We start from the raw sequence: 21,445 nt of genomic DNA, 5'->3' as shown, positions 1-21,445 counted from the left end.
TAACCCCAGTGTCTCGAACGACGTGATGAGGTACTTTCGCGCCATGACGCCTCGCTCGCTGCCGAAGTCCCCGGCGCCGCATCGGGTGGTGGCCCTGCTCCAGCCCCCGCAGTCGGCCTTCCTGCTGGCCTGCGCGACCGAGGTGTTCGGTGACCACGGTCCGGCGATCCCCGCCCGCTATGCGTTCGAGGTCTGCGCCGAGCACCCTGGCCCGGTGCGCACCGAGGCCGGCTACGACCTGCTGGTCACGGCGGGCCTGGACGCGTTGGAGCGGGCGGACACCGTGCTGGTCCCCGGCTGGCAGCAGGCGCCCGGCACCGAGGTGCCGCCGGCGGTGGTCGCGGCGGTCCGCGGGGCGCACCGGCGCGGCGCGCGGATCGTCGGCATCTGCTCCGGCGCTTTCGTGCTCGCCGCCGCCGGGCTGCTGGACGGCCGGCGGGCCGCCACCCACTGGGCCCGGGCCGCCGAGTTGGCCGCCCGGTTCCCGCAGGTCCGGGTCGACCCCGCGGTGCTCTACGTGGACCACGGCGACGTCGCGACCAGCGCCGGATCGGCGGCCTGCGTGGACCTCTGCCTGCACCTGGTGAGCACGGACCAGGGCGCCGCGTACGCGATGCGGATCGCCCGCCAGATGGTGATGCCGCCGCATCGCGAGGGCTGCCAGCTGCAGTACGCCGAACTGCCCACCTCAGGACCGGTCGCCGACACGCTGGCCCCGCTGCTGGAGTGGCTGGCCGGGCGGCTGGACCAGCCGGTCAGCGTCGCCGAGATGGCGGTCCGCTCCCAGGTCTCGGCCCGCACGCTGACCCGGCGCTTCACGGAGCAGCTGGGCATCAGTCCCGGACGCTGGCTGCTGGACCGGCGGATCGCCGCCACCCGGGCGCTGCTGGAGGAGACCGACCTGCCGGTGGAGACCATCGCGCGCCGGGTCGGCCTCTCCTCGGCCGTCAACCTGCGCCGACGCTTCCACGAGGCCCTGCGCACCACGCCCGCCGCCTACCGGCGCGCCTTCCGCGCGGACAAGGCACCTCCCGGCGACGAGCCGGCCGAGCGAACCACCTGGCGTACCGAACGTGCCTGACGGGAGCCCTTCGGCACCCCGCGGCCTGCGGCGGAGCTCAGCCGGAAGACCCCGTCCATCAGGACGTTGGTGAGCACGCGCGCGGCTTCAGGAGCACTGGCCGTGTCGAGCAGGCCGTGGAGCAGGACCGGTATCCCGGCCGGGCATCCGGGGATCGCGGACCAGACGACCTCCTCGCAGCCGCGCAGTGCGGGGTGCCCGCTGTCGGCTCGTACGGCTCGCGCGTACTGACGAAGGAATCGGTCGACCTCAGCCCTCTTGGCTGCCGCGTCCAGCACGCACACCTGTCTGCCCCCGCCGTGGACGAAAGCCTCCGTACAAGCGGCACTGTTCCCCGCCCGGAGCCAGGTGTGCAACCGATATCGCCGGCCCGGCCTCAGAGGTCGTCGGGCAGTAGCCGGAACGCTTTGTGGCCGGTCAGCGGTCGCACGGCGCGGAAGTCCCGGCGGTCAAGCGTCAGGATGTACTCGGTCTCGTACGCCTCGGCCAGAACCGCGTTCACCGCGTCGGCAAGCGCAACGTGCCGGCCGAGACGTCGGGAACGAGCACCCTCATGGCGCGTTCCTGACCGAGCAGCCAGTCATTGACCGCATGCGCGGCCCGCCGGTCGACATTGCGGGTGGCGATGTGTTCGATCTCCATGAAGACGAGCGGGGACACCACCGTCGCCGACGCACGCCTCAGCCCATCGGACCGTCGTAGTAGCCCGGTTGGGCCACCAGCACGGACTGGAAGTAGTGGCCCTGCTCCTCCTCGGGGTTGTCGTCGTCCACGAACGGGCGCCACAGGGACAGCAGCAGATCGGAGGCGACATAGCTCCGGCCGCCCTCGTCCTCCTCCAGTTCGGTGAGCGCACCGAGTTGTTCGACGACCCGGGCGGCCGGGGTACGGAGAAGGTCGATTCCCCGGTATTCGACGCGGAGCGGGGCGTACGGCCGGTAGACCTGGATCGCCCCGAGCGTGCCGCCGGGGGCCGGTTCCAGCTCGATCGACATACCGCTCGCGTACGTGGCGGTGAGGCTCTCGGAGCCTGGCGGGCCGGGCTCGTAGCCCTCGATCGCCGCAAGGGCGCTCCTGGCCTCGTCCATCGTCATGCCGATCCGGACCGGGCCCACGCCCTCCGGGGGCACCACTTCGAGGTTCATCCTGCTCTCCCATCAATAAAAGGGGGGTGGGGCGGGGGCCTGGTCCGGCTCCCCGCCCCACTGTGGATGGTGCTTGCGTCCGTCAGCCGATGGTGCCGGGCACCGTTCTCAGTGCCTGGTACGCCGGATTGTTGGCCAGTCCGTCGACCATCTGTCTGATCGCACTGTCGTACTTGGTTCCGAACCTCTGCCTGATGTCATTGATGTCCATCTGCACGGCCTCGTCGATCCGGCCCGAACCGATGAGCTCCTTCTGCCAGGCACGCCATGCCTTCGCGGCGCGCGCCGACCCGGTCGAATACACCGCACGGTGGTCCAGGTAGTCCATCTGGATCGCCGGACCATCACCGTACGCGAAGTCGGTCACGGAGTCCGGCGGGATGTGGTTGATCTCCGTACCGGGCACGTTGCGCGGCTTCCCGGGCGGACTGCTCGGGTCCTTGAGGTTCTTGTACTCGCCACCCTGGTACTGGTGTCCGGCGGGGGCACGGTCCTGTCCACCGGGACCGCAGCCGTTGTGGACGAGCAGGTCGAGACCACCGGCGAGCACGTAGTAGTCGTGCACGCCGTCGACCGTGAGGTTGTACACCCGGGCATGACGGTTGGTGTGCTCGACCGCGGTGACCTGCACCCAGGTACCGGCGGCGGTGCGCAGCCAGGTACCGGGCTCCAGCTCACCCGCCTTCACCCAGCGGCCTGCGGCCGGCAGCCAGTACTCGTGGCCCGCCGTCGAGGTGATCTTGCCCTTCGCTTTCTTGCCCGACTCCTCCTTGCTCTCCACGGTCAGCGTCACCAGGTGCTTGTCGCCCTCGTGCGAGCGGGTGTCGGTGACGACGCGGCCTCGGGTGTCATCGCCCTCGACGTCCGTCGCCGTGACCCGGTCGCCGACCTCCAGCTCCTCGATGGCCTTGTGGCTGCCATCGGCCATGACGACCTTCGTGCCGGGGACGAAGCTGTTCACCTTGCAGCTCGGTGCGGTCGTCTCGGCCTTCGGGGTGGGGTTGTCCGGGGTGGTGTCCTTGGGCTTCGGCGGCGTCGCCGCGTCCACCACGTCACCGGCGTTGTCCGACGCCTTGCGGGCGTCGTTGGCCGTGTCCAGGGCGTCGACGCCCTTGGCCGCGTACCGGCCGGCCTTGACCGCGCTTGCCCCGTACCCGACGAGCGGGATCGCCGAGGTCATCGACAGGGCCGCGTCGACGTAGTTGCCCTCGGCCAGGTACCAGAGTCCGTTGGCGACATCCGCGACCTCGCCGACGACCGGGATCAGCCCGACGACGTCGAGTGCCGCGTGCCCGATGTCCGACCACGACATTCCGAACAGGTGACCGTCCAGCTCCACGAAGCTGATCGGGTTGCCGCCGGCGAACGCGTAACGGTTGCCGGTGAACGGGTCCGTGGCCAGCGACATGTCGGCGAGCGCGCCACCGTACATGTCCCGGGTCAGGAACCGGTTGAGACCCGGGTCGTAGTTGCGGAAGCCCATGTCGTACGTGCCGGACGCCCCGTCCCAGCGGGCCGCGTTGAACCGGAACGCGTTGTACGACTCCTTCTCCGGGTTGGCCGCGTCCGGCTTGTCCGCCCCGGAGAACTGCGACGTGTCGTCGGAACCGTAGGCCGTGTATCCGTACGTGGCCCGGGTCTTGCCGTCGTCCTTGGTGATCGCCTCGACGTCACCACGCGGGTGGTAGGTGAACTGCGACAGTTCCTTGCTGCCGTCGTCCTTGTGTTTGATCTGGGTGAGCTTCTGGTTCCACGGGGCGTACTGGTAGGACTTGTCGGCCTTCCCGTCGACCGTTTCCCGCAGGACCGTGGAGTCCATGCCCAGGTAGGTGAAGGCGGTCGTCTTGCCTTCGGTACCGCTGGCCTGCTGGCTGACGGTGCGGTCGAACGGGTCGTAGGCGTACGTCGTGGTCTGCGCCGCGGCCCCGAAGCCGGCCCGGTGCTTCGCCGTCCGGTCGAAACCGTCGTACGTGTACTTCTCGATGCTCTGTCCGCCGGCGGAGACCGTGTCGAGCCTGCCGAGCGGGTCGTAGTTGTAGGTGTTGGTCACCCCGCCGGACGAGGAGGACAGCAGGCGGTTGCGGTCGTAGCGGTGGGTCGTGGACTCACCTGCGACGGACTGCTCGACGATGTTGCTGTTGCCGTCGTAGCTGTAGGTCTCCGTGGACGAGGAGTCCCCCGTCTTGAGGACCTTCGCCACCCGGTCCTGCGGGTCGTACTCGTAGGTGTACGTGTTGTCGAAGTACTCCGACGCGTTGTCGGCGTTCATCAGTTTGAGGTCGTCCTTGGAGCGGTGCCCGTTGAGCGTGTACTCCACGTCGTGCTGGGCGACGACCGTACCGGTGGCGGTCTTCTCGAGCTGGCGCTTGATCGAACCGTCCTGGAAGTAGGTCAGGTCGACCGTGTTGCCGTTCGGTTTGGTCTGCTTGAGCAGCTGGCCCCTGGCCGTGTAGCTGAAGGCCGAGATCTGCTGATTCCCGGCGGTCGGCGAGTCCGCGTTGGTGACCCTGGTGACCATGTCGCGCGCGTCGTACTCGAGCTTCGACCAGGTCAGGTCATGTGTCGAGGTGAGCGGGTTGCTGTTCTCGTCGTAGGTCAGAGCGGTGGTGTTCTTCACCGCCCCCGCTGTCACCTCCTCGACCTTGCCGATGCGGTTGAGGCCGTCGAACGCGATCTTGTAGGTGTCGACCTTCGGGTTCGGAGACCGGTCACCGACCTCGATCAGGTTGGCGTTGGCGTCGTAGCGGTAGGAGAAGTCCTTCTTCTCCGTGTCGGTTTCGCCGGTGTTGGAGCGCACCAGCTTCACCGCGTCGGCCAGCACCGTGCCGTTCGCGTTGTCGGTCAGTGTGATCTTCTGCGGACCGTCCTCGACGAACGCGTAGCTGCCCAGGGACACCCAGGCGCCCGTGTTCTGCGTCTGGTTGACCGTCTTGGTGGTGGTGCCGCCGTCGTGCGCGACCTGGAACTTCGCGTCGGAGGCCGCGCCCGTCACCTTCGGGTGGCGTACGAACACCTCGTACGTGCCGCTCTGCGGGAAGTTCAGCTGCCACACGAACTGCGAGGTGCCGGACCCTGCGGGGTGCGAGTAGGTGTCGTAGCCGTAGTTCTGCTCGGCTGCGGTCCTGCTCCAGTTCCCCTGGGTCGCGGTGTTGTGGAAGTCGGAACTGTCCACGAGCACCACGGACTTGCCGACCGGGACACCGTCGTCGCTGCGCGACTTCTTGTTGCCCGAGGGATAGAAGTCGGTGGTGATGGTGCGCTGCTGGGAACCGCCGGCCGAGGTCAGGGTGTTCCTGGTCTGCTGGCCGAGCGTGTTGTAGTCGTAGGACGTGGTGATGTCCCACGAGTCGGTGGTCGACCTGGTCCAGCCGTTGTCGTAGTAGCTGTACGTGGTCTTGTTCCGGGTGGTCTGGCCCTGCGAGGGCGGTGCCGACACCTCGGCCAGGTTGCCGACCGCGTCGTAGGAGTAGTACGTACGGTCCGGGGTGCCGTAGCGGGGGTCGTCCTTGTCGTACGGGGAGACCTCCTCCTTGACCCGGTTCAGCTCGTCGTAGACCGTCTCCGCCGTGAAGTCGGTGGTGTCGTCGGTCGTCGAGAGCGCCCGCGGGGTGAGGGTCCGGACCGGGTTGCCGACCTCGTCGTACTCGTACTTCACCGTCCGGTGAATGGGATTGCCGGACGCGTCCTTGTCCTTGACCACCTTCGACTGGATGAGCGCGCCACGCTCGTCGTACGTCGCGAGCGACTCGTTGCCCTCGGCGTCGCGCATCGACGTGGTGAGGCCGTCCAGGTCGAACCTGGCCGACGTCGTGTTGCCGACCGCGTCCGACGTGCTGACGATCCGGTGGTTCTGGTCGTAGGTGTACTTGGTCGCGTAGTCGTCCGGGTCCGGGGTGGCGTTCTTCCGGGCGTCGACGACCTTGGTGATGTTGCCGACGTTGTCGTAGGTCGTCGACACCTTGTTGCCGAGCGCGTTGACGGCCTCGACCGGCTGGTAGACCGAGTCGTACCGGACCGTCGTCGTGAAGTCACCGGCCTCGGGCGTCAGGTTGCCCTTGGGCTCGGTGGTGGTGAGGACGTTGCCGACCTTGTCGTACGTCGACGTGGTCCTCCGCTCCGGGTCGGTCGGCTCGTCCTTGGGCAGGACGGTCTCGCTGACCTGGTCGGCCTTGTCGTACACCGAGGTGGAGAACGAGCCGTTGGGCTGCGTCACCTTGGTGATGTTGTCGTTGGCGTCGTAGACGGCCGCGGGAGTGATGATGACATCGCCCGCCGCCTGGTCCTTGGGCTCCTTCTTCTCCAGTGGACGCCCGAAGGTGTCGTAGCTCTGGGTCACCTGGGCGCCCTTGGCGTTGACCACCTTGGTGACGTTGCCGCGCTCGTCGTAGGTGAAGTTCGCCTTGCCGCCCAGCGCGTCGGTGATGGCGCCGGGATAGCCGGTGGGCTGGAAGTCACTGTTGAAGCTCGGATGCCCGTTGGCGTCGAGTGCCTTGGTCATCTGACCGTGCACGTCGTACTCGTACGTGGTGGTGAAGTCGCCCTCCGTCGTGGTGGCGAGACCCTTCGGGTCGGTGACGGAGGTGAGGTTGCCCTTGGGGTCGTAGGCGAACTGCCAGGTCCTGCCCTCGGGCGACCTGCGCTGCCAGATGTCGGCGATGTGGCCGTTGAGCCCCGTCTGGTAGGTGTACGTGCCCGCCGGGGTGCCGTTCTTGCTCGCCTCGGCGCCCTTGGTGGACAGCGGGTAGCCGGTCTTCGCGTCGTACGTCCAGGTGGAGACGGCGCCGTTGGCCTCCTCCAGGCGGTCGACGTTGTTGTCCGCGTCCCAGTGGAACTTCGTCGTCTCCGACTTGGCGTTCGTGATCTGCGTGGAACGCCCGTACCCGTCGAGCACCTGGGTGGTGACGTGGTTCTCCGCGTCCGTCACCTTGGTCTCGATCACCGAGCCGGCACTGCCGTCCGGGTCGGTGTACACGAAGCCCGTGGTGCCGCCGAGGCGGTCGGTGATCTGCTGGGTGTACCAGTGGAACTTCGGGTCGTCGCCCTCGTTCGGGTAGTAGTAGTCGAGCGAGGTGGCGTTGCCACGCGGGTCGGTCGTCCTGACCAGCTTGACGTTCTTGTTGCCCTGGGTGGCGTCGTACTCGAAGAGGAACACCTTCGGCTGGGCCGAGCCCGCCCCGTCGGTGAGCTTGGTGAGCAGCCCCTTGTCCGAGTACGCGAAGGTCAGCTTGCGCTGCGAGATGTCGGTCATCGACTTGAGGTGGTCGATGATCTTGGGGTTGCTGCTGTCGGCCTTGGAGTAGTAGTCCAGGGTGAGCGACTGCCGGCCGGCCGGGTCGGTGATGTAGCGGAGGAACTTGACCGGCTTGTTGTTGGACTTGCGCTCCTCGTAGGTGAACAGCTGCGTGTTGCCGTTCTTGTCCACCGTCGAGGTCACATAGCCGTCGCAGTCGAAGAAGAACCGCGTGCGGTCGGGGCGGGTCAGCGACCACGCCTGCGGGTCACCGTCCTTGTTCGGTGTGCAGTCCACGCCGGAACCCTGTTCCAGCAGGTAGTGCACGCCCGCGGGCGCCTTCCACGACCCGTCGTCCTGCTTGCGGAAGATGTGCGAGGTGCCGTCGCCGTCCGGCAGCGTCACCTCGCGCGGGTTCGGGTTGGGGTGGAAGTCGAGCGCGGCGCCGAGGCGCAGCGGCGAGGCGGCCTGCGCCGACCAGCCGTGGCCCAGGACGGTGTCCGAGGTGTCGAGCGAGTTGTAGGCGAAGCGCGCGAAGGTCGAGACGCCACGGCCCGGGTTGCTGAGGGCGTTGTACTGCCAGACCGTGTTGCCCGCGTAGAGGTTGTTGACGAGCGAGCCGCCTGCGCCGGTGTTCTTCCCGGTGTACGAGAAGAACTTCTCCATGCCCAGCTGGTTGGAGGTCGGGTCCTCCACGCGCACGTTCTGCGCGAGCGGCGGGATGGACTCGGTGGCCGAGAGCCAGGTGCCCGTGGTGTTGTTGCGCAGGTCCCACTTGAGGACGTAGTCGAGGCGCTTGTTGCCGGAGTCCGAGTTGATCGGGGTCTTCAGCTGCGCCTTGACGGTGACGGTCTCACCGGGCAGGACGTTCTTCGGCAGCGCGGTCTGCAGCTGGTTGCCGCCGGTGGTGGCGTCCGTGCCGTCGGGCAGCGACCAGGTGTACGAGAGGGCCTGGTCGGCCGGTTTCCACTCCGTTGTGGTGGTGTTGGTGAGGGTGACGTCGATGCCGTACTGGTCGCCCGGGATCATCCGCGACGGGGTGTCGGGGGCGAAGTACGTGGACGCCGTGGACTTGTCGATGTACGTGACGACGAGCTGGGGCCGCAGCTGCGGCTCCTCGGCCTCGGACGACAGGAACACGGTGCGTTCCTGCGGTCCGCTCAGGGACTCGTCCTTGAGCCGGATCGCCACGCCCTTGTTGCTCGTGGGCTGGGAGACCCACTGCTGCGCCAGCGAGGTGAGCATCCAGCTCTGGCGGGCGGGGTCGTTGGTGACCTCACCCACGGTGTCCGCGACAACCGTTCCGGCGTCACCGCCCGGTGCCGTCCACGGGGTGGTGGCGGTGGCGTTGTTCCAGCTCGCGGCGGCCTCGTCGAAGTCCCTGGTGAGCCCGCGCAGTTCGTAGACCGCGCCGGCACTGCCGGTGGTCGTCGTCGTGCCCCACAGGTCGAGCTGCGCCTCCAGGACGCGCGCCCCGGCGGGTACCTCGCTCAGCGAGGGGAACTTCAGGAGCGCCCGCGTCTTGCCGTACGTCGTGGAGTTGTTGCCGACCGTCATCCACGGGTGCCCGATCCCCGACTCGGATATCGCGTCGTGGCCGGTGGTGGGCTGGGCGCTGGCGAGCGTGGTGTCCGCCGCGTCGCCCTGGAGGACGACGGTGGTCCGGCCCGCGGTGGGCAGCTTGACGAGCTCGGTGGGTGCCGGGATCACCTGCCCGTCACGGGTCTTCACCGCGACCATGTAGTAGAAGACGTTCCCGAAGGTGTCCGCCGAGTCCGCCGCGGTCGGGGTGGCGGTGGAGTCGGTGAACGATCTGCTGGTGGGCGCCACGGGCGCGAGCAGGGTCTGCGAGGACGGCGTGAAGGTCTGGAACACACTGCGGTGTACCTGGTACTCAACGATGTCGTCGGCCGTCGAAACCGCGGACGGGTCGGCGTAGGCGGACCAGTTCAGCTCGGCCCCGGTGGAGTGGATGACCCGGGGCGCGTCGAGGGTGACTCCGGGGCGCCCCCAGGTCAGCACGAGGCGCGGGAAGTTGGCGCCCTCGCCCTTGTACGCGAATTCGGCGGCCTCGTAGCGCGGTCCGCCGAGCGGCGCGGCCGCGGACTCGTCGGCGGCCTTGACCACGAAGCCGTTGTTGGTGTTGGTGCCGTTGATCCAGGACTGCACGGTGTCGGTGACACCGAAGGAGTGCCAGGTGTTGACGACCCCGGCCCGCTTGGTGACGGTGGCGCCCCTGGTCAGCCGTACGGCGTCGGCGATGACCCCCGTGGAGGTGGTCACCGGGCCGTCACCGAGGACGACCTTGCCGACGTTGCCCGCCTTGAAGGGGTGGCTGCCGAGCGTCTTCCACACGCCGCCCGTACCGGCACTCTGGTCGACGGTGTACGCCTTCGTGCCGCCGTCGAACGTCACGGTGTACGGGGCGTTCGTGGCCCGGTCGGACGCGGGAACGCTGTGCACGTCGACCCGGTAGGTGCCGTCCGAGGGGAGCTTCGGCTGCCAGGTGTACGTGTCCCCGGCGACCGTGTCCTTGTTGTACAGGTAGTCCTTGTTGACCGCGTACTGCGTGAACGCGGCGTTCCCGGACGCGGGCCAGGCGCCCCTGGCCGCGGTGGTCCCGGTGTCGCCGTCGTCGACGACGACCGAGGTGCCGGAGAGCTCACCCGTGATGTTGTTGCTGTTGGCCCAGGTGGCGGTGGTCTCGTCCCACGCCGCTGTGGCGCGGTGCGCCTCCAGGGGGACGTCCGTGTCACCCGCGCCGTGCGTCTGGTCGTAGTACAGCTTCAGGTCGGCGGAGTCCAGCTTCACGCCGGCCGGTACGCCCGTCAGCGGGAACCGCACCAGGGCTCGGGAGGCCCCTCCGAGGCTCGTGGCGCCGACGGACAGCCGCCAGTTGTCGTCGTAGTTCGCGGCGGGGTCGTCCGAGGAGATCATGACGTCCTGGGACTGGGTGGACGTCGGCGCGATCGAGATGGTGGGGTCGATCACCACCGGGTACTGCCGCTCCGGGGCCGCCAGCCACTTCGCGTCCGGGCGCAGGGTCAGCTCGTACGAGCCCTTCGTGCCCGTGAGCTTCTGCTGGACGGCGTCGCTGGAGGACGTCCCGTACGCGGAACCGGCGTCCTTCCTCGCGTCCGTCATGAACGGGGCGGGGATGACCAGCTCGGGGCGCTCGGGTCCGCCGCTCTCGCTGTGGAGGGCGATGGCGCCGTTCTTGAGCTGCTTGGCCGTCAGGCCCTTGGTGTCGAGGGTGAAGGTGTACGCGGCGCCGCCGGCGGGCGGGGCGGCGAGGACGATGTCCTCCTTCACCGACCCGTGGCCCACGGTGTACCGGAGGTCCGCTCCCGCGCCCAGGGCGCCGGGGTAGGTGACGGCGTTGCCGGACACCTCGGGAGCGAGCTTCGCCTTCGCCGGCTTCTTGAGGCCGACGGTCACCCAGTGCCCGGATTCGGTGCTGAAGCGGACGAGCCGGTCCGGGTCGGAACCGAACCGTGTCCCGGCGACATTGGTCGTGTTGGCGTGGCTGAAGCCGTCACGGGCGGTGGGGCGCACCGCCGTGTCGATGGCCTTCCAGTCCTTGCCCGACTCGTAGTGCGTCGGGGTGCCGGAGACCTCGGCCTGGACCCGGCCGTCGGAGAGCTTCCAGTAGCGGGCGCTGGGCGTGCGCCTTTCCTTGAGCTCGCCCGTCCGCTTCGGTTTCGGTGCCTCGCGCCCCTCCGGGAGGCGTTCGTTGTCGGGCACCCCCTCGTCGGGGAGCTCGGGTGGCCGGGATCTCTCCCCGTCGTCACCGTCGTCGGCCCCGAACCAGCTCCGTACCCCGTCGACGAGCGCTCTGCCCTCGACCTGGGCCGCGAAAGCGGGTTGTGGCAGGCCCGCTAAGAGCAGCACCGTGATCGTGCTGGTCGTCAGATTTCTGCGTGTGCGTGGTCCGAACATCGCGTGTGTCACCCTCAGTGCCTTCGGACCGCACCGGACCAGGCTCTTCGCAGGGGTGCGCGAAACGACTGGGTGGTGACGGTCGGTACCGGACCGGCTCCCCAGCGTTCGTCACCGGCGCAAGAGTTGTACTGCGTCTGGAGGGGTTCATGTCAACTGTGGGAACGTACGGGGCATTGCACACTTAAGGTGCCTTCGATTCCAGACCCGCTGATAGCCGGGACTCCCGCGCCGCACACGTACAACCCTCGGCGCACGAAAACGGTCTCCGCTGTGCCGTGTCCGGACCAAGACCGCAGGAGACACACCCTTCCATGCAGCAACGTCCACGTTCACCCCGTATGCGCACGACCGTCGCCATCGCCGCCCTGCTCACGGCCGGGCTGACGCCGCTCACACTCACCTCCCCCGCGTCGGCCGCCGCCGCCAAGCACTTCGACGACTTCAACGGGGACGGCTATCGCGACCTGGCGGCGCCGCACATGTACAGCGGCATGACCGGCGGCCCCGTCGACTTCAGTGGCGGCGCCGTCCTCGTCACCTTCGGTGGACCGGCCGGGCTGACCACCCGCACCCAGCTCATCCACCAGGATTCCGCCGGGGTGCCCGGCGTCAGTGAGGGCGGCGACCAGTTCGGTCAGGAACTGGCGAGCGCCGACCTGAACAGCGACGGATACGCGGACCTCGTCGTCGGCAATCCCAGCGAGGAGTCCGGCACCACCCCCGTCGGCTCGGTGACTCTGCTCTGGGGTTCATCCAACGGGCTGGGCGGCGGGACCGCGCTGCCCCGCAAGAACGGCGGCCCGTGGTTCGGGCGGGACCTGGCGACCGGGGATTTCAACGGCGACGGCAAGGCCGACATCGCGGCGATCAGCGGCAGTGACGCCTACCTCTACCGGGGCGGCTTCACCAAAACCGGCAGCCTCGGCGCCGTCACCAAGTACGACAAGGAGGGCGGGGGTTGGTACAGCGACGGCCTCGCGGCCGGCAAGGTCACCGGCGACGGGAAGACGGACCTGGTCATCCTCGGCACGCACGCCACAGACATCACCGTGCGCTCGGAAGCCTGGTTCCTGAAGGGCACGTCCGGCGGACTGACCTCCGGTCCGACCAAAGTCATCGCCAGCACGTACAGGCATGAGCTGCACGAGGCCACGATCGGAGACTTCGACAAGAACGGTTACGGGGACATCGCCGTCGCCAACCCCTATGAGAGCAGCGACCGCGGAACGGTGACCCTCTGGTACGGCACCTCCACCGGCCCCGGCTCGAAGAGCGCCAAGCTCAGCCAGGCGACCTCCGGCGTGGTGGGCGCCGCGGAGCCGAACGACGGGTTCGGCTCGGCTCTCTCGGCCGGTGACACCGACGGCGACGGATACGCCGACCTCGCTGTCGGGGTGCCGGGCGAGTCGGTCGGCACCAAGGAGTACGCGGGCGGGGCACACCTCTTCCGCGGCGGCTCCGGCGGGCTGAGCGGCGCGCGTTCCGCGATGATCGACAAGACGCTTCCCGGCGTGGCCGGCGGCACGGTGGCCGAGGACATGTTCGGCTCCGACCTGCGCGTCCGCGACCTGAACCGTGACGGGAAGGCCGAGTTGACCGTTCTGGTGCCCTGGGAGAACGCGGCGCGGGTGCTGCCGGGGGCGAATGGCGGGGTGACGGGCCTCGGCTCGTACATCGTCATCGGGATCAGCGGCCTGCCCGAATAAGCCCCACAGCAAGCAAGGGTAGGCTAACCTTCCTTCGGATTGCCTTCGCCGGGTCGCCGCACCAGCGGCGCCCGGCACCCGTTCCGGAGGAGCTCCCGCATGACGACCGCCACCGAACCCGCCATAGCTCCCTTCCGGTTCTTCGGGCTGACGGTTCTGCGGACCAGACGGCTCGGGCCGTCCATGCTCCGGATCACCTTCGGCGGACCCGGTCTCGACGGCTTCGCGGCAGGCGGCCGGGACCAGAGCCTCTCGCTCTTCCTGCCACACCCCGGACAGCCCGAACCCCTCGTCCCGGTCGACGAGGACGGCGAGTGGTTCGCTGCCTGGCGCGCGCTCCCCGACGACGAACGGGCCGTACTGCGCTCGTACACGGTGCGCGCCCAGCGCCGCGCCGCCGACGGTTCGAACGAGGTCGACATCGACTTCGCCCTGCACGAGGACGGCGGACCGGCCTGCCGCTGGGCGGCCGCCGCCGCTCCCGGGCAGCTCATCAAGGCGCTCGGCCCGGCCGTCGAGGACAACACGGCCGTCCGCTTCCGCCCCCCGCAGGACACCGACTGGGTGCTGATCTGGGCCGACGAGACGGCGCTGCCCGCCGCTTCGGCCGCCCTGGAGTGGCTGCCGGCCGGTACGCGCGCCCTGGTCTGGCTTCAGGTCCAGCACACCGAGGACCGCCAGGCGCTCAGCACCGCCGCGCGCGCCAAGATCAACTGGCTGGTACGCGACGAAGGCGCGCCCTCGCCGGTGGACGCCGTCCGGGCCGCGGAACTGCCGTCCGGGACCCCGTACGTCTGGATCGCGGGCGAGTCGTCCGAGGTCCGCGCACTGCGCCGACACCTCGTGCGGGACCGGGAGTTCGACCGAAAGCGGGTCACCTTCGTCGGCTACTGGCGCCGCGGGCTCAGCGAGGAGCAGCTGCGCGCCGAAGCGGCCACCGAAGACGCGTAAATCGGTCAACTTCCGAGCCCCATGGGGGGACGGGGAACGCGTGCGTCAAAACTTAGGTTAGGCTAACCTTACTTCGACATCGCGCCCTCGTCCCCTTTCTCCTGCCCGGAGGGTTTCGATGAAGTTCCCCTCATCCGGGAGGACCCCCCTCATGCGTTCGCACCTGCTCAACGACTCGACCGCAGAGCACTACCGTCGCTCCGTCACCGCAGGAGTCGAACGGGTCGCGGCCAAACTCGCCGCCACCGAGCGGCCGTTCAGTGGTATCGGCGTCGACGAGCTGGCTCCCGTCATCGACGCGATAGACCTGGACCGGCCCCTGGGCGACGCATCGGCCGCTCTCGACGAACTCGAGGACGTCTATCTCCGCGACGCCGTCTACTTCCACCACCCGCGCTACCTGGGCCACCTCAACTGCCCGGTCGTCATCCCCGCCGTCCTCGGCGAGGCCGTGCTCTCGGCCGTCAACTCCTCCCTGGACACGTGGGACCAGAGCGCGGGCGGCACGCTCATCGAGCGCAAGCTGATCGACTGGACCACCGAGCGGATCGGCCTCGGCCCCGCCGCAGACGGCATCTTCACCAGCGGTGGTACGCAGTCGAACCTGCAGGCTCTCCTGCTGGCCCGCGAGGAGGCCAAGTCGCGGCCTGAGCACTTCAGCCGGCTGCGGATCTTCGCCTCCGAGTGCAGCCACTTCAGCGTCCAGAAGTCGGCGAAACTCCTCGGCCTCGGGCCGGACGCCGTCGTACCGGTGCCCGTCGACAGCAACAAGCGCATGCAGACCGTGGCCCTGGCCCGCGCCCTGGAACAGTGCGTCGCGGAAGGTGCCGTGCCGATGGCGGTCGTCGCCACCGCCGGCACCACCGACTTCGGCTCGATCGACCCGCTCCCCGAGATCGCCGCGCTCTGCGAGCGCTTCTCCACCTGGATGCACGTCGACGCCGCCTACGGCTGCGGACTGCTGGCCTCGCGCACGCGCCGCGGCCTCATCGACGGCATCGAGCTCGCCGACTCGGTCACCGTGGACTACCACAAGTCCTTCTTCCAGCCGGTCAGTTCGTCGGCGGTCCTGGTCCGCGACCGGGTGACCCTGCGCCACGCCACGTACCACGCGGAGTACCTCAACCCGCAGCGGATGGCACAGGAGCGCATCCCCAACCAGGTGGACAAGTCCCTCCAGACCACCCGCAGATTCGACGCGCTGAAGCTCTGGATGACCCTGCGCGTCATGGGCGCCGACGGCGTGGGCGAGCTCTTCGACGAGGTATGCGGCCTGGCCGCCGAGGGCTGGCGGCTCCTCGCCGCCGACCCGCGCTTCGACGTCGTCGTCGAGCCGCAGCTCTCCACCCTGGTGTTCCGCTACATCCCGGCCGCCGTCACGGCGCCCGCCGAGATCGACCGGGCCAACCTCTACGCCCGCAAGGCCCTGTTCGCCTCCGGCGAGGCCGTCGTCGCCGGCACGAAGGTCGGCGACCGCCAGTACCTGAAGTTCACCCTGCTCAACCCTGAAACGACCGCGCAGGACATCACCGCGGTCCTCGACCTGATCTCGGGCCACGCCGAGCAGTACCTGGGAGACTCCCTTGACCGCGCTTCCTGACCCCCACGACTTCATCGGGATCGGCCTCGGACCGTTCAACCTCGGGCTCGCGTGCCTGACCGAGCCGATCGACGAACTGAACGGCGTCTTCCTGGAGTCCAAGCCGGACTTCGAGTGGCACGCGGGCATGTTCCTCGAAGGCGCCCACCTCCAGACGCCGTTCATGTCGGACCTCGTGACGATGGCCGACCCGACGTCGCCGTACTCCTTCCTGAACTACCTCAAGGAGCGGGGCCGGCTGTACTCCTTCTACATCCGGGAGAACTTCTATCCCCTGCGGACCGAGTACAACGACTACTGCCGCTGGGCCGCCGCGAAACTGAGCAGCGTCCGCTTCAACCAGACCGTCCAGTCGGTTACGTACGAGGAGAGCGACGCGCTCTACACCGTCCGCACCGCCGACGCGGTCTTCCGCGCCCGCCACCTGGTCCTGGGCACCGGTACACCGCCGTACATCCCGGAGGCATGCCAGGGCCTGGGCGGCGACCTGCTCCACAACTCCCGCTACCTGGAAGGGAAAGCGGCGCTCCAGGCGAAGGAGTCCATCACCCTCGTCGGCAGCGGCCAGAGCGCGGCGGAGATCTACTACGACCTGCTCTCCGAGATCGACGTGCACGGCTACCGGCTCAACTGGGTGACGCGCTCCCCGCGGTTCTTCCCGCTGGAGTACACCAAGCTGACGCTGGAGATGACCTCGCCGGAGTACGTGGACTACTTCCACGCCCTGCCCGAGGAGGCGCGCTACCGGCTGGAGTCCGGCCAGAAGGGCCTCTTCAAGGGGATCGACGGCGAGCTGATCGACGCCATCTTCGACCTGCTCTACCAGAAGAACCTGCCGGGCCCCGTCCCCACCCGGTTGCTCACCAACTCCGCACTGAACAGCGCGAGTTACGACGAGGAGTCGGGCACGTACACCCTGGGGCTGCGCCAGGAGGAGCAGGGCAAGGACTACGCCCTGACCACGCACGGGCTGATCCTCGCCACCGGTTACAAGTACACCCCTCCGGCCTTCCTGGAACCGATCACCGACCGGCTGAGACACGACAGCCGGGGCCGCTTCGACGTGGCCCGCAACTACAGCATCGACACCACCGGACACGGTGTGTTCCTCCAGAACGCGGGCACGCACACCCACTCGATCACCTCGCCCGACCTGGGCATGGGTGCGTACCGCAACGCGTACATCATCGGGGAACTGCTCGGCCGTGAGTACTACCCGGTGGAGAAGTCCATCGCCTTCCAGGAGTTCGCGATATGAGCCAGGCCATCGGCACCTTCACCATCCGCCCGCTCAACCCCCTGTCCGACGCCGAGCTGGTGCACGGCTGGGTGACCCACCCCAAGGCGTCCTTCTGGATGATGGGCGACGCCCGTCTCCAGGACGTCGAGCGCGAGTACATGGCGATCGCCTCCCACGCGCACCACGACGCCTTCATCGGGCTGCACGACGGGGAGCCCGCCTTCCTCATGGAGCGCTACGACCCGGCCGAGGTCGAGCTCAAGGGGCTGTACGAGGCCGAGCCGGGCGACATCGGGATGCACTTCCTGGTCGCCCCCACCGACACCCCGCTGCACGGCTTCACGCTCGCCGTGATCACGGCCGTGATGAAGGAACTGTTCGCCGACCCCTCGGTGCTCCGCGTCGTCGTCGAACCCGACGTCCGCAACGGCGCCGTGCACGCCCTGAACAAGGCCGTCGGCTTCGAGGTCCTCCGGGAGATCACCAAGCCGGAGAAGACCGCGCTGCTCAGCGCATGCACCCGTGAACAGTTCCAGGCCACGACCGGAGGACTCTCCTGATGCCGGCCCTCACCGACAGCGTCGCCCACCTCTCCCCCGAACGCTGGGCCACCGCCAACCGCCTGCTGATCCGCAAGGGCCTCGCGGAGTTCGCCCACGAACGCCTGCTGGCCCCGGCCCCGCTCGGCGACGACCACTACTCGGTCCGCAGCGACGACGCGGAGACCGAGTACCGCTTCGCCGCCCGGCGCTTCGCCCTCGACCACTGGCAGGTCGACGCCGACTCCATAACCCGCCACCGTCACGGCAGTGAACTCCCGCTGGACGCACTCGACTTCTTCATCGAACTGCGCTCGACGCTGGGGCTCTCCGAGGAGATCCTGCCGGTCTACCTGGAGGAGATCTCCTCCACCCTGGCCGGAACCGCGTACAAACTGACCAAGGAACCGGCCACCTCCGCCCAGCTCGTCGCCGCCGGTTTCCAGGCGATCGAGACCGGGATGACCGAGGGCCACCCCTGCTTCGTCGCCAACAACGGGCGCCTCGGCTTCGGCGTGGACGAGTACCGCGCGTACGCCCCCGAGACGGCGGCGGAGATCCGGCTGGTGTGGCTCGCCGCCCGCCGTGACCGCGCCACGTTCACCGCGGGCGCCGGGCTCGACTACGGGACGCTGATCGCCGGGGAACTGAGCGAGGAGACCCGCAGCCGGTTCGCCGGCACGATGACGGGCCTGGGCCTCGACCTCGACGACTACCTCCTCATCCCGGTGCACCCCTGGCAGTGGTGGAACAAGCTGTCCGTCACCTTCGCCGGAGAGCTCGCGCAGCGGCACCTGGTCTGCCTGGGCGAGGGCGACGACGCCTATCTCGCGCAGCAGTCGATCCGTACGTTCTTCAACGCCGACCACCCCGAGAAGCACTATGTGAAGACGGCGCTCTCCGTCCTCAACATGGGCTTCATGCGCGGGCTGTCGGCCGCGTACATGGAGGCGACGCCCGCGATCAACGACTGGCTCGCGGGGGTCGTCGAGCGCGACGAGCTGCTGCGCCGGGCCCGGTTCTCGATCATCCGGGAGCGGGCGGCCGTCGGCTACCACCACCGGGCGTACGAGGCGGCCACCGCCAAGGGCTCCCCGTATCTGAAGATGCTCGCCGCGCTCTGGCGCGAGAGCCCCGTCTCGGACCTGGCGCCCGGCGAGCGGGTCGCCACGATGGCCTCGCTGCTCCACACCGACCACGAGGGCGCGTCCGTCGCGGGTGTGCTGATCGCCGAGTCGGGCCTGACGCCCGCGCAGTGGCTGCGCGGCTACCTGGACGCGTACCTCGTCCCGGTGCTGCACAGCTTCTACGCCTACGACCTGGTGTTCATGCCGCACGGCGAGAACGTCATCCTGGTCATCGAGGACGGAGCCGTGCGCCGCACGATCTTCAAGGACATCGCCGAGGAGATCGCGGTCATGGACCCGGACGCGGTGCTGCCGCCCCAGGTCGAGCGCATCCGGGCCGAGGTCCCCGAGGACATGAAGCTGCTGTCGGTCCTCACCGACGTCTTCGACTGCTTCTTCCGCTTCCTGGGCGCCGGTCTGGCCACGGAGGGCATCCTCGACGAGGACACCTTCTGGCGGACGGTCGCGGAATGCGTGAGCGGCTACCAGGAGTCGGTGCCGTACCTCGCGGACAAGTTCAAGCAGTACGACATGTTCACGGAGGAGTTCGCGCTGTCCTGCCTGAACCGTCTGCAGCTGCGCAACAACAAGCAGATGGTCGACCTGACGGACCCGGCGGGCGCTCTGCAGCTGATCGGCACCCTGAAGAACCCGATCGCGGGGTTCTAGGGGCGCGCTTCCTCCTCGATCGCCGGACGGGCCTGTCCTCACGCCCGTCCGGCGATCGAGGACCTCATTCACCTCACTCCGCCGCCCACGGGACCTGCGGCGACCGGTAGAAGTCCACGCCCAGCGCAGCCAGCCGGGGCCCCTGCGCCCCCAGCCGCACCTTGTACGCCTCCCAGTCGTGCGTGGCCGCGGGCGACCAGCCGAGCTCGGCGACGCCCGGCAGCCGCGGGAACGCCATCTGCTCGATCTCGCCGCTGTTGCTCAGCGTCTCCGTCCACAGCGGCGCCTCGACACCGAGGACGGAGTCCTCCGGAACGCCCGCGAGGTACGTCGCCGGGTCCCAGTCGTAGGAGCGCCGCACCTCCACATAGCCGGCCCAGGCCAGCCCCAGCCGGGTGTCCTTGTCGTACTTCATGTCGAGGTACGTACGGTCGGCCGGGGACAGCACCAGCTTCGTGCCGTTGCGGGCGGCCCCGGCCACCTGCTCGCGTTCGGCGGCGCCCGTCCGGTCGTACCCCCAGTACTGGGCGACCGCGCCCGCCACCGGCTCGGCCCCGGTCAGCTGGTGCCAGCCGACCACGGTCTTGCCGTACTTCCCGACGATCGCCTGCGCCTTCTCCATGAACGCCACATAGTCCTCGTGGCTGGTGGAGTGCGCCTCGTCGCCGCCGATGTGGAGATACCGGCCGGGCGTGAGCGCGGCCAGCTCGCGGATCACGTCGTCCACGAAGTCGTACGTCACCGCCTTCGGCACGCACAGCGAGCTGAAGCCGACACTCGTGCCCGTGTAGAGCGGCGGCGCGACCCCGTCGCAGTTCAGCTCGGCGTACGAGGCGAGGGCCGCGTTTGTGTGGCCGGGCAGGTCGATTTCGGGCACGACCTCCAGATAGCGCGAGGACGCGTACCTGACGATCTCCCGGTAGTCGCTCTTCGTGTAGTGACCGCCTGGGCCGCCCCCGACCTCCGTGGAGCCGCCGTACTCGGCGAGCCGCGGCCAGGAGTCGATCGCGATGCGCCAGCCCTGGTCGTCGGAGAGGTGCAGGTGCAGCGTGTTGATCTTGTAGAGCGCGAGCTGGTCGATGTACCGCTTCACCTCGTCGACGGAGAAGAAGTGCCGCGAGACGTCCAGCATCGCGCTCCGGTACGCATAGCGCGGGGAGTCCGTGAGCGTGCCGCCCGCGACCTTCCACGGCCCGTCCTGGACGGTGTCCTTCTCGACGTCGGCCGGGAGGAGCTGCCGCAGGGTCTGCACCCCGTGGAACAGACCGGCGGGGCCGCGCGCGGTGATGGTGACCGCGCCGCCGGATGACTGGAGTCGGTAGCCCTCGGAGCCCAGGGACGGGTCGGTGGAGCCGAGTCGGAGGCGGATGCCGTCACGGCCGTCCTGGTCGGTGACGGGCAGCGGGTAGCCGGTGGACGGACGCAGGAGGTCCGCCAGGTACTCGCCGACCCGCCGGGCCCCGCCGGAGCCGTCGTCGACCCGGATGCGGGTGCCCGCCGTGACGACGTACGGGGAGCCGCCCGCCTTCACGCGGGCGGGGGCGGGCACGGTCTCGCCGAGCGGCCGTGGCGGAGGGCCGGCCGAGGCCGTACCGCCGCCGCCCGGGGCGGCTCCGACACCGAAGACCGCGGCCGCCACGACGAGCAGCAACGAGCCGGACAGACGGGGAAGTGTTCTGCGCTGTCTCACAAGGGTCCCTTCGCCGGGGTTCACGCCTGTGGTTCTCCGGGCAACCGAACAGTCACCATGCGTACCGTGCGCCTCACTGATGGTCAAGGGACTAGACCACCTCGGCCGCATCCAGGGTCACCCACGCCACGGCCGGAGAAAGATTCCCGGGGCTTCCTGCCCGATATCGGGCAGATTTCTTGCACAATGCGGCCCTGCCAAGCAATATCAACGAGTGCTCGAACGCCGCTCGTCGCATGACGACCTCATCGACCACCTGGTGCGCAGCACCGCGCTCCAGCGCGGTGAAGCATCCCGGGTGATCCTCGACGTGCTGGCGTACTTCGACGAGACGACGGATGACTTCGTCCGCCGCCGCCACCGCGAACTGCAGTCCGGCGGCCTGGTGAACACGGAGATCTTCGAACGGATCGCGGCCGAGCTGCCGCACCGCGCGGTCGCACCGCCGGAGCTCTCGCTCCGTCAGCTGCGCCGCATCGTCTACGGCTGAGCACTCACTGGCACGTCGATGGAGGGGTAGAGACT

The 21,445-nt window shown here is 68.9% G+C and carries 13 protein-coding genes; 8 read left to right on the top strand and 5 right to left on the bottom strand.

Translation table 11 applies throughout. The annotated features are described in order from the left end of the window. Positions 1 to 43 precede the first annotated feature (43 nt). Positions 44 to 1,081, top strand: coding sequence for a GlxA family transcriptional regulator (locus tag ACFWSK_RS29075; RefSeq protein ID WP_383792377.1), 1,038 nt, complete (start codon positions 44 to 46; stop codon positions 1,079 to 1,081). Between the two features lie 376 nt (positions 1,082 to 1,457). Here ACFWSK_RS29075 and ACFWSK_RS29070 read toward each other — a convergent pair whose 3' ends face one another. The 4 genes from ACFWSK_RS29070 to ACFWSK_RS29055 all read right to left on the bottom strand — a co-directional run bounded on the left by ACFWSK_RS29070 (position 1,458) and on the right by ACFWSK_RS29055 (position 11,395). After that, positions 1,458 to 1,583, bottom strand: coding sequence for a hypothetical protein (locus tag ACFWSK_RS29070; protein WP_383792375.1), 126 nt, complete (start codon positions 1,581 to 1,583; stop codon positions 1,458 to 1,460). Continuing rightward, entirely contained in the window at positions 1,580 to 1,723 is a 144-nt protein-coding gene (locus ACFWSK_RS29065) for a hypothetical protein (protein ID WP_383792371.1), read from the bottom strand. Before ACFWSK_RS29065 ends, ACFWSK_RS29070 begins: the two co-directional genes overlap by 4 nt. 38 nt (positions 1,724 to 1,761) lie before the next feature. Next, positions 1,762 to 2,226 carry a hypothetical protein gene (locus tag ACFWSK_RS29060; RefSeq protein ID WP_383792368.1) on the bottom strand — a complete coding sequence of 155 codons (465 nt, stop codon included), beginning with the start codon at positions 2,224 to 2,226 and terminating at the stop codon, positions 1,762 to 1,764. Positions 2,227 to 2,308: 82 nt separating this feature from the next. Continuing rightward, positions 2,309 to 11,395 (bottom strand): DNRLRE domain-containing protein, encoded by a 9,087-nt coding sequence (locus ACFWSK_RS29055; RefSeq protein WP_383792365.1) that lies wholly within the window; start codon positions 11,393 to 11,395, stop codon positions 2,309 to 2,311. 341 nt (positions 11,396 to 11,736) lie between these two features. Here ACFWSK_RS29055 and ACFWSK_RS29050 point away from each other — a divergent pair, with 341 nt between their 5' ends. The 6 genes from ACFWSK_RS29050 (at position 11,737) to ACFWSK_RS29025 (ending at position 19,230) form a co-directional block, all read left to right on the top strand. Next, positions 11,737 to 13,104: an FG-GAP and VCBS repeat-containing protein gene (locus ACFWSK_RS29050; RefSeq protein ID WP_383792361.1), complete on the top strand. Its 1,368-nt coding sequence runs from the start codon at positions 11,737 to 11,739 to the stop codon at positions 13,102 to 13,104. 99 nt (positions 13,105 to 13,203) lie between these two features. Next, positions 13,204 to 14,055 (top strand): siderophore-interacting protein, encoded by an 852-nt coding sequence (locus ACFWSK_RS29045; RefSeq protein ID WP_383792358.1) that lies wholly within the window; start codon positions 13,204 to 13,206, stop codon positions 14,053 to 14,055. 151 nt (positions 14,056 to 14,206) lie between these two features. Next, positions 14,207 to 15,655: a pyridoxal phosphate-dependent decarboxylase family protein gene (locus ACFWSK_RS29040; protein WP_383792356.1), complete on the top strand. Its 1,449-nt coding sequence runs from the start codon at positions 14,207 to 14,209 to the stop codon at positions 15,653 to 15,655. After that, the gene (locus ACFWSK_RS29035) at positions 15,639 to 16,913 is read left to right on the top strand and encodes a lysine N(6)-hydroxylase/L-ornithine N(5)-oxygenase family protein (protein ID WP_383792353.1); all 1,275 of its coding nucleotides are present in this window, start codon (positions 15,639 to 15,641) and stop codon (positions 16,911 to 16,913) included. Before ACFWSK_RS29040 ends, ACFWSK_RS29035 begins: the two co-directional genes overlap by 17 nt. Continuing rightward, positions 16,910 to 17,455, top strand: a complete 546-nt coding sequence (locus tag ACFWSK_RS29030; protein WP_383792350.1) for a GNAT family N-acetyltransferase — start codon at positions 16,910 to 16,912, stop codon at positions 17,453 to 17,455. The genes ACFWSK_RS29035 and ACFWSK_RS29030 overlap by 4 nt, the downstream gene beginning before the upstream one ends. Continuing rightward, on the top strand, positions 17,452 to 19,230 hold the full coding sequence (locus tag ACFWSK_RS29025) for an IucA/IucC family protein (RefSeq protein WP_383792413.1): 1,779 nt from the start codon (positions 17,452 to 17,454) through the stop codon (positions 19,228 to 19,230). Before ACFWSK_RS29030 ends, ACFWSK_RS29025 begins: the two co-directional genes overlap by 4 nt. Before the next feature lie 73 nt (positions 19,231 to 19,303). Here ACFWSK_RS29025 and ACFWSK_RS29020 read toward each other — a convergent pair whose 3' ends face one another. Next, positions 19,304 to 20,920 (bottom strand): beta-N-acetylhexosaminidase, encoded by a 1,617-nt coding sequence (locus tag ACFWSK_RS29020; protein ID WP_383792346.1) that lies wholly within the window; start codon positions 20,918 to 20,920, stop codon positions 19,304 to 19,306. Between the two features lie 214 nt (positions 20,921 to 21,134). Here ACFWSK_RS29020 and ACFWSK_RS29015 point away from each other — a divergent pair, with 214 nt between their 5' ends. Next, positions 21,135 to 21,410, top strand: coding sequence for a hypothetical protein (locus ACFWSK_RS29015; RefSeq protein WP_383792343.1), 276 nt, complete (start codon positions 21,135 to 21,137; stop codon positions 21,408 to 21,410). Positions 21,411 to 21,445: the final 35 nt, after the last annotated feature.

The sequence above is a fragment of the Streptomyces sp. NPDC058620 genome, assembly GCF_042717135.1.
Taxonomy (GTDB): Bacteria; Actinomycetota; Actinomycetes; order Streptomycetales; family Streptomycetaceae; genus Streptomyces.
Note: the sequence above shows the minus strand (reverse complement) of the source record. Positions and strands in the feature narration are given on the sequence as shown.